Source organism: Serratia sp. EC4, assembly GCF_059652115.1.
This window is the reverse complement of sequence record NZ_JBNIDE010000002.1, coordinates 591,601-605,133: the sequence shown is the minus strand read 5'-3', so window position 1 is coordinate 605,133 and position 13,533 is coordinate 591,601. Positions and strand designations below refer to the sequence as shown.

Sequence of the window (13,533 nt, the reverse complement as noted above, 5' to 3'; positions counted from 1 at the left end):
ACGCCCTTTTTTATGCCTGCTCGGCCGGCAAATCGGCTTTCAACAGCACCAGGGAACCGGCCAGCAACACCAGATCCTTGATTAAAAAGCTGGTGGCGCCGGCCATGGCGGGAAAACCGCCGGCGGAGGGCTCCCAGGCGCCCGGCGTGGAAAAGATCAGCGTCAGCGTGGTCAGGTAGGTCACCGTCGATCCGATCGCCCCCAGCAACCCCAGCCGCCGCGACCAGAATCCCGCCAGCAACAGCAAACCGAAGCTCCACTCGGCGACGCCCAGCGCAAAGCTGGCGCCGCGGATGCCGAACGCCTGGTGCATCCAGCTCAGCAGCGGGCTGTTGCCGATCAGTGGCACCAGTCCCTGCGCTTCGTAATCAAACCACTTGGCGTAGCCGAAGGCGGCGAAGATCACCACCAGCGCCGCGCGCATAAAGATAACGTCCCCGTTCGAGCGCCGAAAGCGCCGCAGCCATGTCGCCAGCATCATCCTCTCTCCTTATGTTGCCCGCGGCCGCCGCGGTTTGCCGCTTGCGACCGCGGGGTACGGCGGCTTACTGCCCCATCGCGTCCTTTTTCATTTCGTCTTTCTTCATGCCGTCTTTGGCCATACCGTCTTTCGCCATGCCATCCTTTTTCATGGCGTCTTTCCCCATCTTGTCTTTCTTCATGCAGTCCTTGCCCATGCACGCTTTCTTCATCCCATCTTTCGCCATGCCGTCGTGCGACATCTGGCTCATGCCGTCCTTTTTCATCGCGTCTTTGCTCATGCCGTCCGCGGCGTTGGCGCCGGCCACGCCCAGCATCAGCGCGCTGCACATCATCATTGCGAATAACTTTTTCATGGTATTTCCTTCCGTCATGTCAAAGGCACCGGAGTGCCGGAGAATGGCCGGCGGCCGCCTCAGCTGCCGCCAAACCAGTTGTAACCCTGGTCTTCCCAGTAACCGCCCGGGAAGCGGTTGGTGACCTCGATCACCTGAATGTGCTTCGGATTCTTGTAGCCCAGCTTGGTCGGCATGCGCAGCTTCATCGGGTAGCCGTACTTGCGCGGCAAGATCTGGCCGTCGTAGGTCAGCGCGATAATCGTCTGCGGATGCAGCGCGGTGGCCATGTCGATACTGGTGTAGTAGTCGTCGGCGCATTTGAAGCTGACGTAGCGGGCGCTCAGATCCGCGCCGATCGCCTTGAGAAAGGTGGCGAACGGCACGCCGCCCCACTTGCCGATAGCGCTCCAACCCTCGACGCAAATATGACGCGTCACCTGGCTGACCTGCGCCATCCGATGCAGCTGCGGCAGGCTCCAGGCGCGCTTGTCCTGCACCAACCCCGCCACCTCCAGCCGATAGTCGTCGCCGTTGATGTCGGGCGCGTCCTCCTCGGCGTAAAAGGCGTTGAATGGGAATGGCCGGGTGATCATCGACTCCGGGTAGACCGGCGCCAAACGATCGCCGTTGAACAGCCAGCCCTGCACCCGATCGTTGAGGCGCGAAATACGGCTCAGCGCCTGCTCGACGTTGGCGTTGCCGCTGAGATCGCAGCCGGTAAGCATGGCGATACCGCCCAACGTCAGGCCGTTGCGCAGAAAGCGGCGGCGGGATGACGCGGTCAACAAGCGCTGCGCTTCTTTGACGATCGCCTGCCCTTCAACGATCGTCATGATCTGTTTATCCTTTTTCATCGTGAACTCCTTAACGTCCGCGCAGCATGGCCAGCAGCGTCCGCGGCACCAGCGCCACCATCACCAGGTGAATCGCGACGAAGGCCACCAGCGCCGACATGGCGAAAAAGTGGATATAGCGCGCCGCTTCATAGCCGCCGAGCAGCGTGCGCAGCAGTGGAAACTGCACCGATTTCCACAGCACCAGTCCGGACAGCGCGCTCAGCACGCCAAGGAGCATCACCGACAGGTAGGCCACGCGCTGCACCATGTTGTAGTGGCGCAGATCGGCGTGCTGCAACCGGCCGCGCAACGCCGCGCCGACATCGGCGAGAAACTGCTTCGGGCTGAGCGGCCAATATTTGCGTTTGAAACGCCCGCTGGTCAGATTAAGCAGCAGGTAGCACAGCCCGTTGACGCCAAACAGCCACATGCCGGCGAAGTGCCACTGCAGCGCGCCGCCCAGCCAGCCGCCGAGCGTCAGCTCGTTGAAAAAGCTGAAGTTGAACAGCGGCGAGGCGTTGTAGATGCGCCAGCCGCTGGTCACCATGATCAGCATCGCCAGCGCATTCAGCCAATGCGTTAACCGCAGCCACAGCGGATGTACGGTCTGTCGTTGTTCCGGGGTGAGAGTGAGGCTCATAACGATTCCTGCCAGCTAACGATGCGATGAACCGAGTATTCCCCGGATTTGTTCCCCAAGACCTCACGCAGAGTTAAATAAAATGTGATAACTCCGCCGGTGGCGGTTGTGTAGACTTCAGAGAGAATCGGGCAATCAGCGGTAATGAGAATGGACAAGCCAAAACGAATTTTGATCGTCGAAGACGACGGCGACATCGCCGAGCTGCTGCAGCTGCATCTGCGTGACGAGGGTTACGCCATCAGCCACGCCGCCGACGGCAATCAGGGCATGGCGATGCTGGAACAGGGCGGCTGGGACGCCTTGATCCTCGATCTGATGCTGCCGGGCGTGGACGGATTGGAGATTTGCCGCCGGGCGCGCACCATGACGCGCTACACGCCGATCATCATCACCAGCGCGCGCTCCAGCGAGGTGCACCGTGTGCTGGGGCTGGAGCTGGGCGCCGACGACTATCTGGCCAAACCCTTTTCCATGCTGGAGCTGGTGGCGCGGGTCAAGGCGCTGTTTCGCCGTCAGGAGGCGATGAGCCGCAACCTGCGCATGGACGCCGGCGCGCTAAGCTTCAACGATCTGACCATCGATCCTATCGCCCGCGAGGTGCGCCTGCACCAACAGCCGATCGAGCTGACGCCGCGCGAATTCGACCTGCTGTACTTTTTCGCCCGCCACCCGGGCCAGGTGTTCTCGCGCCTCAGCCTGTTGAATCAGGTCTGGGGCTATCAGCACGAAGGGTATGAGCACACCGTCAACACCCATATCAACCGGCTGCGCATCAAGATTGAGCGCAATCCGGCGGAACCCGAGCGCATCCTCACGGTGTGGGGCATGGGCTATAAATTCGCGGCCGCGCCGCAAGAGTGAGCCATGAAAAACCTTACGTTAGCGCAGCGCCTCACGCTGATCTTCGCGCTGCTGATCGTCATCGGCTGCGCCTTTTCCGGCTGGATGCAGGTGCGCAGCAGCACCCAGTACAGCCAGGCGGTGATCCAGCGCCTGTCCGGCAACCTGGCGCAGCATATCGCCGACAGCAATCCGCTGCTGGGAGTGAACGGGCCGGATCCGCAGGCGGTGCATACCCTATTCGACCAGCTGATGGCGGTGAACCCCAGCGTGGAGGTTTATCTGCTCGACAAACAGGGCGCGATTATCGGCAACGCCGCGCCGGCCGGGCATCTGAAACGGCAGCGGGTCGCGCTGGCGCCGCTGCAGGCGCTGCTCGATGGCGCGCAGATGCCGGTGTATGGCGACGATCCGCGCAGCGCGGACGGGCGCAAGGTGTTTAGCGTCGCGCCGCTGAAGGTCGACGGCCGGGTCGAAGGCTATCTGTACGTGGTCTTGCTCGGCGAAGAGTACACGGCGCTGGCCAGCAACGCCCAGTTCAACTCGGCGGTCAGGATGGCGCTGTGGACCTCCGGGGTAATGGTGCTGTTCAGCCTGCTGGCCGGCGGTTTCGCGTTTTACTGGGTCACTCGCCCCATCCGGCGCCTGACCCGCCAGGTCAATGCGCTGGACAGCGGCGGCATCGAGGCGGTGCAGGCCTACGCGGCGCTGCCGGCGTCGCCGGCCGGGCGCGACGAGGTCAGTCAGTTGCAACAGGCCTTTCACCGCATGGCGCAGCGTCTCGCCGAACAGTGGCAAACGCTGGCGCAGCAGGATCGGCTGCGGCGCGAATTCATCGCCAACGTCTCGCACGATCTGCGCACCCCGCTCACCTCGCTGCACGGCTATCTGGAAACGCTGTCGGTCAAGGCCGCCACCCTGAGCGATACCGAACGGCGCCGCTATCTGGAGATCGCGCTGGCGCAGAGCCGCAAGGTGGGCAAGCTGGCGCAGGAGCTGTTCGAGCTGGCGCGGCTGGAGTACGGCGTGGTGAAACCGCAGAAAGAACCCTTCTCCCTCAGCGAACTGCTGCAAGACGTGTTCCAGAAGTTCGAGCTGGCGGCGGAGGCGCGCAATCAGCGGCTGCACGCCGACATCGCTCCCGGCATTCCGCCGGTGTTCGCCGATCTCAGCATGATTGAGCGGGTGCTGACCAACCTGCTGGACAACGCCATTCGCCATACGCCGCCCGGCGGCGACATTGGCGTGCGGCTGTGGCGGCAGGAAGGTCGGGTGATGGTGCAGGTCAGCGACAGCGGCCCCGGCATTCCGCAGACGCTGCGCGCCGATCTGTTCGTGCGGCCGTCGATCCTGAGCGGCGCCCGACGCCCCGCCGGCGGGCTGGGGTTAATGATCGTGCGGCGCATTCTGCAACTGCACGACAGCGACATCCAACTGATTGAACAACCGCAAAGCGGCGCCTGCTTCCGCTTTGCCATTCCGCCGCGTGAGTCCGGCACAACGGTTATTGCGCGAGCGGGAACCGCAGGCTGAAAATGAGGCTGGCGGCAGACGCGCGCCCGGTACATTCGGCGCGCACCTCACCGCCGTGCAGCGTCATGATGGCGCGTACGATAGACAGCCCGAGGCCGCTGGCGTGGCTGCCGGCGCTGCGCGCGGGATCGGCGCGGTAGAAACGATCGAACAGTTTTTCCAGCTGTGCCGGCGCGATCGGCGGCCCCTGATTGATGACCTGCACCCACCAGGCATCGGCGCGCCGTTCAGCCCGCAGGACGATCAGGCTGTTTTCGTCGGCATAACGCACCGCGTTGGCCACCAGGTTGCTCAGCGCCCGCTGGAACAACATCGCGTCCGCCTTCAGCTCGCCTTCCCCCTCGCAGCTCAGCGCGATGCCGCGTTCTTCCGCCAGCCCTTCGAAGTAATCCGCCACCCGCCGCAGCTCGGCCGCCACATCCAGACGACTGTAGTTCAGCGCGGACTGCGCCTCACCGGCGCGCGCCAGAAACAGGATGTTTTCCACCATGCGCGAAATGCGCTCCAGCTCATCCATATTGTTCGACAGCAGGGTTTCGTACTCTTCCACGCTGCGGGATTGATACAGCGCCACCTGACACTGGCCCATCAACGCGCCCACCGGGGTGCGGATCTCATGGGCCAGATCGGCGGAAAACTGCGTCAGCCGCTGATAACCTTCATTCAACCGATCGAGCATCGCATTGAACGAACGGGTCAGCTGCTGCAATTCCTTCGGTGCCCCCTGTTCGCTGAGGCGCGTCGACAATGTATTGGGCGCGATCTGCGACGCCTGCGCCGCCATGCGCCATAGCGGCTTCAATCCCCGGCGCATGACCCCATAGCCCAGCAGCGCAATCAGCAGGAAAGCCACAATGACCGCCGCGACAATGCGCCACAGGTAACGCGCCAGCATCTTCTGCTCGTTGACCATCACGTGCGCGGCGGAGATCTGCAGCAAACTGCCGTCTTCCAGGCGCACCATCGCCGACGCCGCGCGCAGCGGCACCCCCTGCGCCGTTTCCCCGCCGCGCACGGCGGCCAGCGTCTGCGCCTGTTCGGGCGGCGTCGGCGCGATCGGCGGCAGGGCCACCCTGGCCGGATTCACATTGATGAGCGGCTTTTGCCCCGGGATTTGGAAAATCAGCACGTCCTGTTCATTGCCCAGCATATTTTCGAACAGGCCGTTATTGGCGGTCAGACGCGCCAAAGGAAAGCGCTGCCCCAGTAAATGGCGGAAATACTCGATGCGCCCGGTCACCTGCAGATCGCTGCGGAGCGTCATTTCCTGACGCATGGCGCCGAACAGATACCAGCCCGCCCCGCTCACCACGCAGGCGGCCACCAGCGCGAACAGCATGGCGGTGCGCAGCGTCAGCGACACCGGCCGACGTGAAGCGCGGGCGTTCACGAGCGCGGCTCGCAAACATAGCCGATGCCGCGCACGCTGTGGATCAGCTTGACGTCGAACGGCCGGTCGATTTTGGCGCGCAGGCGTTTGATCGCCACGTCAACCACATTGGTATCGCTGTCAAAATTCATGTCCCACACCTGAGAGGCTATCTGCGTGCGCGACAGCACTTCGCCTTCGCGCCGCACCAGCAGATGCAGCAGCATGAACTCCTTGTTGGTCAACGGGATCACCTGATCCTGGCGCACCGCCCGGCGGCGCAATACGTCCAACTGCAGATCGGCGATGGCGTAATGATCGGCTTCGCGCGCCGGCCCGCGGCGCAGCAAGGTGCGCAAACGCAGCACCAGCTCGGTAAAGGAAAACGGCTTGATAAGATAGTCGTCCGCGCCCAGCTCCAAACCGTGGATACGATCCTGCACGCCGTCGCGGGCGGTGAGAAACAGGATCGGTACGTCGCTTTTCTTGCGCAGCACCTCGATGACCTGCCAGCCGTCCAGCCCCGGCAGCATCACGTCGAGCACGATCGCATCGTAATCCTGCTCCAACGCGCGAAACAGCCCATCGGTGCCGGTGCGCGCCAAATCGACGCCGTAGCCCGCCTCACCCAGCCCTTTCTTCAGGTAATCCCCTGTGCCGATATCGTCTTCAACTACCAGTATTCGCATGCTCGCCACCTCGTTACGTCTGCAAAAATACTAGCAGTTTCGGCGGACAAACTTGATGACATTAATGTCATCAAACGGCCATGGCGCTGACCCAGTAGGTCAACCATGCTTAACCGGCAAACTCATTTCAGGAGAACGTTATGATTACCCGTCATCGTATAGCCGGTTTATTGTTATCCACATTACTGCTGTCCAGCGGCTTGGCCGCCGCCGCCCAACCGCCGGGCAAGGTGATTGCGCCGCTGCGCGGCACCATCAGCCAGGTTGCCGACGGCAATCTGCAACTGACCGATCGCAAAGGCGAGACACTCAGCGTCAAGCTGAACGATCAGACCAAAGTGCTCAGCGTTTCCAAAGCCACGCTGGACGACATCAAACCGGACAGTTTTATCGGCACCGCCGCCGTGCCGCAGCCGGACGGCTCGCTCAAAGCGCTGGAGGTGCACGTGTTCGCCGCCAGCCTGCGCGGCACCGGCGAAGGGCATTCGGCTTGGGAATCCGCCGACGGCAAAGTGGACACCATGACCAACGGCACCGTCGGTAAACTGCTCAAATCCAACGGCCGCACCCTGACCGTCACCTACGGCAACCAGCAGAAAACCGTCGTCGTGCCGGAAGACGTGCCGATCGTGACGCTGGATCCGGGCGATCTGAGCCTGCTGAAACCGGGCGTGCACATTGTGCTGTTCTCCGCCGTCAACGATAAGGGCGAACGCATCGCCACCCGCATTTCCGCCGGCAAAGACGGCACCGTGCCGCCGATGTAACCGGAGGAAAGCCATGAAAACCAACGCGTCGCGGCCGGTGCATCGCTGGCCGGTTCGAATCACTCATTGGATCAACCTGTTCGTCATGGTGTGCATGTTCATGAGCGGTTGGGAAATCTACAACGCCTCGCCGCTGTTCGATTTCCGCTTTCCGCCGCAGATGACGCTGGGCGGTTGGCTGGGCGGCGCGATTGGTTGGCATTTGGCGGTGATGTGGCTATTGGCGCTCAACGCCGTCTGCTATCTGCTGTGGAGCCTGTTCAGCGGTCATTTTCGCCGCGATCTGTTGCCGCTTCGCATCGGCGCGCTGCGGCAGGATATCTGGCTGGCGTTGACGCTGCGCCTGCGCCACCGGCATGGCCACTATAACGCCATTCAGAAACTGATGTACCTCGGCGTACTGGCGCTGGGTCTATTGCTGGTGCTGTCCGGCCTGGCGATTTGGAAGCCGGTTCAGCTACAGGGATTGGTCGCGCTGTTTGGCGGCTTCGATTTCGCACGCTACGTGCATTTTTTCGCCATGGCCGGCATCGGCCTGTTCGTGGCGATCCACGTCTTTATGGTGGCTGTCGTGCCCAAAACGCTGTGGGCGATGATAACGGGTGGCAAACATGAATGAGAAAAAACAGCGGGCAGCCGCGCCGACGCTGGAACCGGACCAAAAAAAGCAGTTGGTCAATCTGCAACGCCGGCTGATGTTGCGCTCCGGGCTGACGCTGGGCGGCATCGCCATGCTCACCGGTTGCAACCTGCAAGACGGCGATCGGGTGGATAAGGTGCTGTGGGCCATGTCGCGCTGGAACGACCGGGTGCAGGCCTGGCTGTTCAGCAGCCAGCGGTTGGCGCAAACTTACCGCCCCGATCAGATTACCCAGCCTTTCCCCTTCAACGCGTTTTACCCGGAATACAACGTCCCCGAGATCGATCTTGCCGGCTATCGGCTTGAGGTCGCGGGGAAAGTGGAGAAAAAAGCGCCCTGGACGCTGGAACAGCTGCAGCGGCTGCCACAGCAAAGTCAGATCACGCGTCTGATCTGCATTGAGGGCTGGAGCGCCATTGGTCAATGGGGCGGCGTGCCGCTGCGCACCTTTCTGCAGCACGTCGGCGCGGATCTGAATGCCGGTTACGTCGGCTTCAAATGCGCCGATCGTTACTACGCCAGCCTCGACATGGCCACTGCGCTGCACCCGCAGACCATCCTGGCGCTGGATTTCGGCGGCAAGGCGCTGCCGGCGGACTATGGCTACCCGCTGCGGCTGCGCGTGCCGACCAAACTGGGGTTCAAAAACGCCAAACATATCGCCGCGATCTTCGTCAGCGACGTCAATCCGGGCGGCTATTGGGAGGATCAGGGCTACAACTGGTTCAGCGGCATTTAGTTTTGCGCGGCGCTGCGCACAACCCTCATTGGCGGCTGGAGGATCTTCTCCGCCGCGATTAATAATCTGTTCGTCACAAAGGGGATAACTATAGGAAAAATAATAGTAAAAAGGATTTTATCATGGAGATTGATGTGAGGGAGTCACATACAGGGGTAGCAGACACATACAGGTATCAGATTGCGGTCAGAAAAGATGATGGTAAAACGGCCATCTATCATTTGGATTTCAAGAAAATTGGGCAAAACATGCACCATTGGTTTGCCCCAGTGTATGTGGACACGACTCTCCTCAATAATGCTTTCTCTCTGGAGTTTTATGATGTTAAGGCGTTGAGCGACGCAGACAGGCATCGGCGCTCAGCTTTCGATACCTATACCGCAATGCATTACACCCTTTTCCAACGCGAACGATTATTCGTAGTTGGCATTGGAGAAACCCTTCTCAAGTTTGCCTATCAGTATCATGCCAGGATCATCTTAAGCGCACCGTTAAGGCCAGCATTAGCTAAAATTTATGATTTTTTGTTGAAAAAATACGCTCACAAAGGGCATTATTTATACAAAATAGAGTTTATAAAGGACGGCCTCTATGTCATCGAAATCCCGCGTAGCCCCCATAGCATCCCACACTTACCAGCAGCACGTTAAGGAACAGCGCCTGAAAGAGATGCAAGCTTTCCACAAAGAGTGGTGGGAACAAAGGCGCCGCGAATGGCGTGAACGCGGCGGCATTGAAGCAAGTGAAGCGCCCGCACGTGGCATCGATACCGAACTTTCATCCTGATTCCGGTTCGTTCTTATTCTTCTTCTCCCGCCGTCAGCAATGCAATCCCCGCTTGCTCAATGGCCTCCCGCGCGGCGGCGGGCAACCCTTCGTCGGTAATGACGGCGTCAAAGGCAGCGATCGGCAGCGCCAGGTAGGTCGCGACCTTGCCGTATTTGGACGTATCGCTGAGCAGAATGCGGCGGCGGCTGGCCTCGACGATGGCCTTCTTCACCATCACCTTGTCTTCGTTCGGCGTCGACAGGCCGCGCATGCTCCACGAAGAGGCGGAGATGAACGCCAGATCGATAAACAGACCGCGCAGCGCCTGTGCCGCCGCTTCGCCGACGCAGGAGCGGTTTTCCCGGCACACGGTGCCGCCGGTGTGGATGATTCTGCACTGGCTGTGTTCGATCAGGAAGCCGGCGATGACAAAGTCGTTGGTCACCACCGTCAAATCGTCACGTTCACCGATCTGTTTCGCCAGCGCCAGCGTGGTGGTGCCGGCATCCAGATAGATACAGCTGCCAGCGGGAATTTGCCGCGCCGCCAGCCGGCCAATGGCGAGTTTCTGCCGGCTGAACATCCCCTCTTTGGCCTGGTGCGAAGGTTCGCTCGCCACCCGCTCGGGCGCCTGCACGCCGCCCGAGACCGACTGCACCGCGCCCTGTTCCTCCAGCTTTTGCAAATCACGGCGGATCGTCATGTGCGACACCCCCAGCCGTTCGGTCAGCTCGGCAATGCTGACGACGCCGCGTTCGGATACCAGCGCAAGAATTTGTTGATGGCGTTCTACAGGTATCACGGTTCCCTCTCGTTGCTGCGGTGATAATAATTGTGATTTTACGTCAATTTTCGTTCACCGATAGCCCTAATTTTTCACGGCGTGATGACGCGCGCAGTTAGTCCAGGTAAACATAAACTTATTTAAAAACATAATAGTAATGTTGATACGGGCCAGAAATCAGACGAAAAATTCGTTTCACATATTGTTAATTATTGTGATATCGATCGCGGATAAACCGTCGACAAGCACTTACATTTAACACAACAAAACAAATTATCACTAAAATTAACAGGAGTGCAATATGACACACCCAGGGAATTATGCCGTCTGCATCATCGGACTGGGCGCGATGGGCATGGGCGCGGCGCGTTCGTGCCTCCGCGCCGGATTGACCACCTACGGGGCGGACCTGAATCCGCAGGCGCTGGCGACGCTGCAACAGGCTGGCGCGAAACAAGCGTCTACCAGCGCCTGCGACTTCGCGGCCGACCTGGACGCCGTGCTGCTGCTGGTGGTGAACGCCGCCCAGGTGAAGCAGATCCTGTTCGGCGAACAAGGCCTGGCGCCAAAGCTCAAGCCAGGCACCGCGGTGATGGTCTCTTCGACCATTTCCGCCGATGACGCCAAACAGATCGAGCAACGGCTGCTGGAATACGGGCTACCGATGCTGGACGCGCCGGTTTCCGGCGGAGCGGCCAAGGCGGAGGAAGGCCAGATGACGGTGATGGCCGCCGGCGCCGACGCCACCTTCGAGCGTCTGCAACCCGTGTTGGACGCCATCGCCGGCAAGGTTTACCGCATCGGCGAGACGATCGGCCTGGGCGCGACGGTAAAAATCATCCATCAGCTGTTGGCCGGCGTGCACATCGCCGCCGGAGCGGAAGCCATGGCGCTGGCCGCCCGCGCCGGCATCCCGCTGGACGTGATGTACGACGTGGTCACCCACGCCGCCGGCAACTCCTGGATGTTCGAAAATCGCATGCGCCACGTGGTCGACGGCGACTATGCGCCCAAATCGGCGGTGGATATCTTCGTCAAGGATTTGGGACTGGTGGCGGATACCGCCAAGGCGCTGCACTTCCCGCTGCCGCTGGCCTCTACCGCTTTCACCATGTTTACCGCCGCCAGCAACGCCGGTTACGGTAAAGAAGATGACAGTGCGGTAATCAAAATCTTTGCCGGCATCGATCTGCCGCAGAAAAAGGAGGCGCTCTGATGCTGCTTGGCGTAATCGCGGATGACTTTACCGGCGCGACCGACATCGCCAGTTTTCTGGTGCAAAACGGCCTGCCGACGGTGCAGCTGAACGGCGTGCCGCAAGACGAAACCCAGATCAATGCGCAGGCGGCGGTCATCAGCCTGAAATCGCGTTCCTGCCCGGCAGAACAGGCGGTCGAACTGTCGTTGCAGGCGCTGGCCTGGTTGCAAAAACAGGGCTGCCGCCAGTTCTACTTCAAATACTGCTCCACTTTCGACAGCACCGCACAGGGCAATATCGGCCCGGTGACCGACGCCCTGCTCACCGCGCTGGGGGAAAATTTCACGGTTGTCTCACCGGCGTTGCCGGTAAACGGCCGCACGGTCTATCAGGGCCACCTGTTCGTCGGGGAACAGCTGCTGTCTGAATCCGGCATGCGTCATCACCCGGTCACGCCAATGACCGACAGCAACCTGCTGCGCCTGATGGAATCCCAGGCCGCCGGGCGCTGCGGGCTGGTGACGGCGGCGGAAATGGATCACGGCGCCGAGGCGGTCAGCGAGAAGCTGCGCCAACTGGCCCAGGAAGGCGTGCGCTACGCGGTGCTGGATACGCTCAACGAGCGGCATCTGCTCATCCAGGGTGAAGCGTTGAAAACGATGAAGCTGGTGACCGGCGGTTCAGGCCTGGCGATCGGCCTGGCGCGGCAATGGGCGCAAAGCGGCGATCGTGCGGCAGAGGCGGCCGGCGCGCCGCAGGGGGAAAAAGCGGCGGTGCTGTCGGGCTCGTGTTCTGTGATGACTAACCGGCAGGTGGCGCACTATCGCGAGCGCGCTTCGGCGCAGGCCATCGATATCGACCGTTGCCTCGAACCGCAGGCACGCGCCGCCTACGCCGCCGAGTTGGCGCACTGGGCGCAGCATCACGCCGGGGAGGCGCTTGCCCCGCTGATCTACGCCACCGCGGCGCCGGAAGCGCTGCAGCAAACGCAACGGCAGCACGGTAGCGCCGCCAGCGAGGCGGTGGAGGCATTGTTCGCCGAACTGGTGGTGCAACTGCGCCAGTTGGGATTCAGCCGCTTTATCGTCGCCGGCGGAGAAACCTCCGGCGTGGTCACGCAGGCGCTGGGCATTCGCGGCTTCCATATTGGCCCCAGCATTTCCCCCGGCGTTCCCTGGGTGCGCGCCAGCGATCGGGCGATTTCCCTGGCGCTGAAATCAGGCAATTTTGGCGATGAAGCCTTCTTCGCGCGCGCGCAAACGGAGTTTCCAGTATGACCATGACCATCGAACAACAGGCGCGCGAAGAGATGGTGCGCCTCGGCGCCTCGTTTTTTCAACGCGGTTACGCCACCGGTTCCGCCGGCAACCTCTCGCTGTTGCTGCCGGACGGCGCGCTGCTGGCGACGCCGACCGGCTCTTGCCTGGGCGAGCTGCAGGCCGATCGCCTGTCTAAAGTGAGCCTGAACGGCGACTGGCTCTCCGGCGACAAGCCGTCGAAAGAGATCAGCTTTCACCGAGCGCTGTATCTGAACAATCCTGAATGCAAAGCGGTGGTGCACCTGCATTGCACCTACCTCACGGCGCTCTCTTGCCTGCAGGGGCTGGACGTCGACAACGCCATCAAACCGTTCACCCCCTATGTGGTGATGCGCGTCGGCAAGGTGCCGGTGGTGCCCTACTATCGCCCCGGTGACGAAAGGCTGGCGCAGGATCTGGCTCGCCTGGCGCCGACCCACCGCGCCTTTTTGCTGGCCAACCACGGGCCGGTGGTGACCGGTAAAAACCTGCGAGCGGCGGCGGACAATGCCGAAGAGATGGAAGATGCGGCGCGGCTGATCTTCACCCTCGGCGATCGTCCGATCCGCTATTTGACCGATGATGAAATTGCCGAATTACGGAGCTGACCC

Annotated in this window: 16 protein-coding genes; 9 read left to right on the top strand and 7 right to left on the bottom strand. The window is 61.4% G+C overall.

Features of this window, described 5'->3' with window-relative positions; genetic code table 11:
• Positions 1-10 precede the first annotated feature (10 nt).
• From ACP39K_RS09650 to ACP39K_RS09635, 4 genes are all read right to left on the bottom strand, one after another.
• Positions 11-481 (bottom strand): YkgB family protein, encoded by a 471-nt coding sequence (locus ACP39K_RS09650; RefSeq protein WP_089184380.1) that lies wholly within the window; start codon positions 479-481, stop codon positions 11-13.
• Between the two features lie 64 nt (positions 482-545).
• Positions 546-836 (bottom strand): pentapeptide MXKDX repeat protein, encoded by a 291-nt coding sequence (locus ACP39K_RS09645; protein WP_033640911.1) that lies wholly within the window; start codon positions 834-836, stop codon positions 546-548.
• A gap of 59 nt (positions 837-895) precedes the next feature.
• A complete protein-coding gene (locus tag ACP39K_RS09640) occupies positions 896-1,672 on the bottom strand; it encodes a molybdopterin-dependent oxidoreductase (RefSeq protein WP_147827032.1) in 777 nt (258 codons plus the stop codon).
• Between the two features lie 10 nt (positions 1,673-1,682).
• On the bottom strand, positions 1,683-2,294 hold the full coding sequence (locus ACP39K_RS09635) for a cytochrome b/b6 domain-containing protein (protein ID WP_016928493.1): 612 nt from the start codon (positions 2,292-2,294) through the stop codon (positions 1,683-1,685).
• A gap of 150 nt (positions 2,295-2,444) precedes the next feature.
• Between ACP39K_RS09635 and ACP39K_RS09630 the strand changes: the two genes are divergently transcribed.
• Positions 2,445-3,158 carry a winged helix-turn-helix domain-containing protein gene (locus ACP39K_RS09630; protein WP_016928494.1) on the top strand — a complete coding sequence of 238 codons (714 nt, stop codon included), beginning with the start codon at positions 2,445-2,447 and terminating at the stop codon, positions 3,156-3,158.
• Between the two features lie 3 nt (positions 3,159-3,161).
• Positions 3,162-4,670, top strand: a complete 1,509-nt coding sequence (locus tag ACP39K_RS09625) for a sensor histidine kinase (protein ID WP_497008449.1) — start codon at positions 3,162-3,164, stop codon at positions 4,668-4,670.
• Here ACP39K_RS09625 and ACP39K_RS09620 read toward each other — a convergent pair.
• Together ACP39K_RS09620 and ACP39K_RS09615 are read right to left on the bottom strand one after the other, a co-directional pair.
• A complete protein-coding gene (locus tag ACP39K_RS09620; protein WP_016928496.1) occupies positions 4,642-6,060 on the bottom strand; it encodes a heavy metal sensor histidine kinase in 1,419 nt (472 codons plus the stop codon). The genes ACP39K_RS09625 and ACP39K_RS09620 overlap by 29 nt on opposite strands.
• The gene (locus ACP39K_RS09615) at positions 6,057-6,728 is read right to left on the bottom strand and encodes a heavy metal response regulator transcription factor (RefSeq protein ID WP_016928497.1); all 672 of its coding nucleotides are present in this window, start codon (positions 6,726-6,728) and stop codon (positions 6,057-6,059) included. Before ACP39K_RS09615 ends, ACP39K_RS09620 begins: the two co-directional genes overlap by 4 nt.
• 140 nt (positions 6,729-6,868) lie before the next feature.
• Between ACP39K_RS09615 and ACP39K_RS09610 the strand changes: the two genes are divergently transcribed.
• The 4 genes from ACP39K_RS09610 (at position 6,869) to ACP39K_RS09595 (ending at position 9,524) form a co-directional block, all read left to right on the top strand.
• Positions 6,869-7,495, top strand: coding sequence for a hypothetical protein (locus tag ACP39K_RS09610; protein ID WP_089184377.1), 627 nt, complete (start codon positions 6,869-6,871; stop codon positions 7,493-7,495).
• 13 nt (positions 7,496-7,508) lie between these two features.
• On the top strand, positions 7,509-8,114 hold the full coding sequence (locus tag ACP39K_RS09605; RefSeq protein WP_497008448.1) for a cytochrome b/b6 domain-containing protein: 606 nt from the start codon (positions 7,509-7,511) through the stop codon (positions 8,112-8,114).
• A complete protein-coding gene (locus ACP39K_RS09600) occupies positions 8,107-8,874 on the top strand; it encodes a molybdopterin-dependent oxidoreductase (RefSeq protein ID WP_048795953.1) in 768 nt (255 codons plus the stop codon). The genes ACP39K_RS09605 and ACP39K_RS09600 overlap by 8 nt, the downstream gene beginning before the upstream one ends.
• Before the next feature lie 122 nt (positions 8,875-8,996).
• Positions 8,997-9,524 (top strand): hypothetical protein, encoded by a 528-nt coding sequence (locus ACP39K_RS09595; protein ID WP_042706764.1) that lies wholly within the window; start codon positions 8,997-8,999, stop codon positions 9,522-9,524.
• A gap of 149 nt (positions 9,525-9,673) precedes the next feature.
• Here the strand turns inward: ACP39K_RS09595 and ygbI are convergent, their stop codons facing one another.
• Positions 9,674-10,444 (bottom strand): DNA-binding transcriptional repressor YgbI, encoded by a 771-nt coding sequence (ygbI, locus tag ACP39K_RS09590; protein ID WP_016928502.1) that lies wholly within the window; start codon positions 10,442-10,444, stop codon positions 9,674-9,676.
• A 283-nt stretch (positions 10,445-10,727) separates the two neighbouring features.
• Here ygbI and ltnD point away from each other — a divergent pair, with 283 nt between their 5' ends.
• Genes ltnD through otnC form a run of 3 tightly spaced genes read left to right on the top strand, consistent with a single transcriptional unit; the run spans position 10,728 to position 13,530 of the window.
• Positions 10,728-11,642, top strand: coding sequence for an L-threonate dehydrogenase (gene ltnD / locus ACP39K_RS09585; RefSeq protein ID WP_147827034.1), 915 nt, complete (start codon positions 10,728-10,730; stop codon positions 11,640-11,642).
• Positions 11,642-12,901: a 3-oxo-tetronate kinase gene (gene otnK / locus ACP39K_RS09580; protein ID WP_273831735.1), complete on the top strand. Its 1,260-nt coding sequence runs from the start codon at positions 11,642-11,644 to the stop codon at positions 12,899-12,901. The genes ltnD and otnK overlap by 1 nt, the downstream gene beginning before the upstream one ends.
• Positions 12,898-13,530, top strand: a complete 633-nt coding sequence (gene otnC, locus ACP39K_RS09575) for a 3-oxo-tetronate 4-phosphate decarboxylase (protein WP_016928505.1) — start codon at positions 12,898-12,900, stop codon at positions 13,528-13,530. The genes otnK and otnC overlap by 4 nt, the downstream gene beginning before the upstream one ends.
• Positions 13,531-13,533: the final 3 nt, after the last annotated feature.

Bases quoted from the DNA above. Each gene is read 5' to 3' on its own strand.
- otnK (WP_273831735.1), top strand. From the start codon at position 11,642: ATGCTGCTTGGCGTAATCGCGGATGACTTTACCGGCGCGACCGACATC.
- ACP39K_RS09630 (WP_016928494.1), top strand. From the start codon at position 2,445: ATGGACAAGCCAAAACGAATTTTGATCGTCGAAGACGACGGCGACATC.
- ACP39K_RS09615 (WP_016928497.1), bottom strand. From the start codon at position 6,728: ATGCGAATACTGGTAGTTGAAGACGATATCGGCACAGGGGATTACCTG.
- ACP39K_RS09635 (WP_016928493.1), bottom strand. From the start codon at position 2,294: ATGAGCCTCACTCTCACCCCGGAACAACGACAGACCGTACATCCGCTG.
- ACP39K_RS09625 (WP_497008449.1), top strand. From the start codon at position 3,162: ATGAAAAACCTTACGTTAGCGCAGCGCCTCACGCTGATCTTCGCGCTG.
- otnC (WP_016928505.1), top strand. From the start codon at position 12,898: ATGACCATGACCATCGAACAACAGGCGCGCGAAGAGATGGTGCGCCTC.
- ACP39K_RS09645 (WP_033640911.1), bottom strand. From the start codon at position 836: ATGAAAAAGTTATTCGCAATGATGATGTGCAGCGCGCTGATGCTGGGC.
- ACP39K_RS09650 (WP_089184380.1), bottom strand. From the start codon at position 481: ATGATGCTGGCGACATGGCTGCGGCGCTTTCGGCGCTCGAACGGGGAC.
- ACP39K_RS09610 (WP_089184377.1), top strand. From the start codon at position 6,869: ATGATTACCCGTCATCGTATAGCCGGTTTATTGTTATCCACATTACTG.
- ACP39K_RS09640 (WP_147827032.1), bottom strand. From the start codon at position 1,672: ATGAAAAAGGATAAACAGATCATGACGATCGTTGAAGGGCAGGCGATC.
- ACP39K_RS09595 (WP_042706764.1), top strand. From the start codon at position 8,997: ATGGAGATTGATGTGAGGGAGTCACATACAGGGGTAGCAGACACATAC.
- ACP39K_RS09600 (WP_048795953.1), top strand. From the start codon at position 8,107: ATGAATGAGAAAAAACAGCGGGCAGCCGCGCCGACGCTGGAACCGGAC.
- ltnD (WP_147827034.1), top strand. From the start codon at position 10,728: ATGACACACCCAGGGAATTATGCCGTCTGCATCATCGGACTGGGCGCG.
- ACP39K_RS09605 (WP_497008448.1), top strand. From the start codon at position 7,509: ATGAAAACCAACGCGTCGCGGCCGGTGCATCGCTGGCCGGTTCGAATC.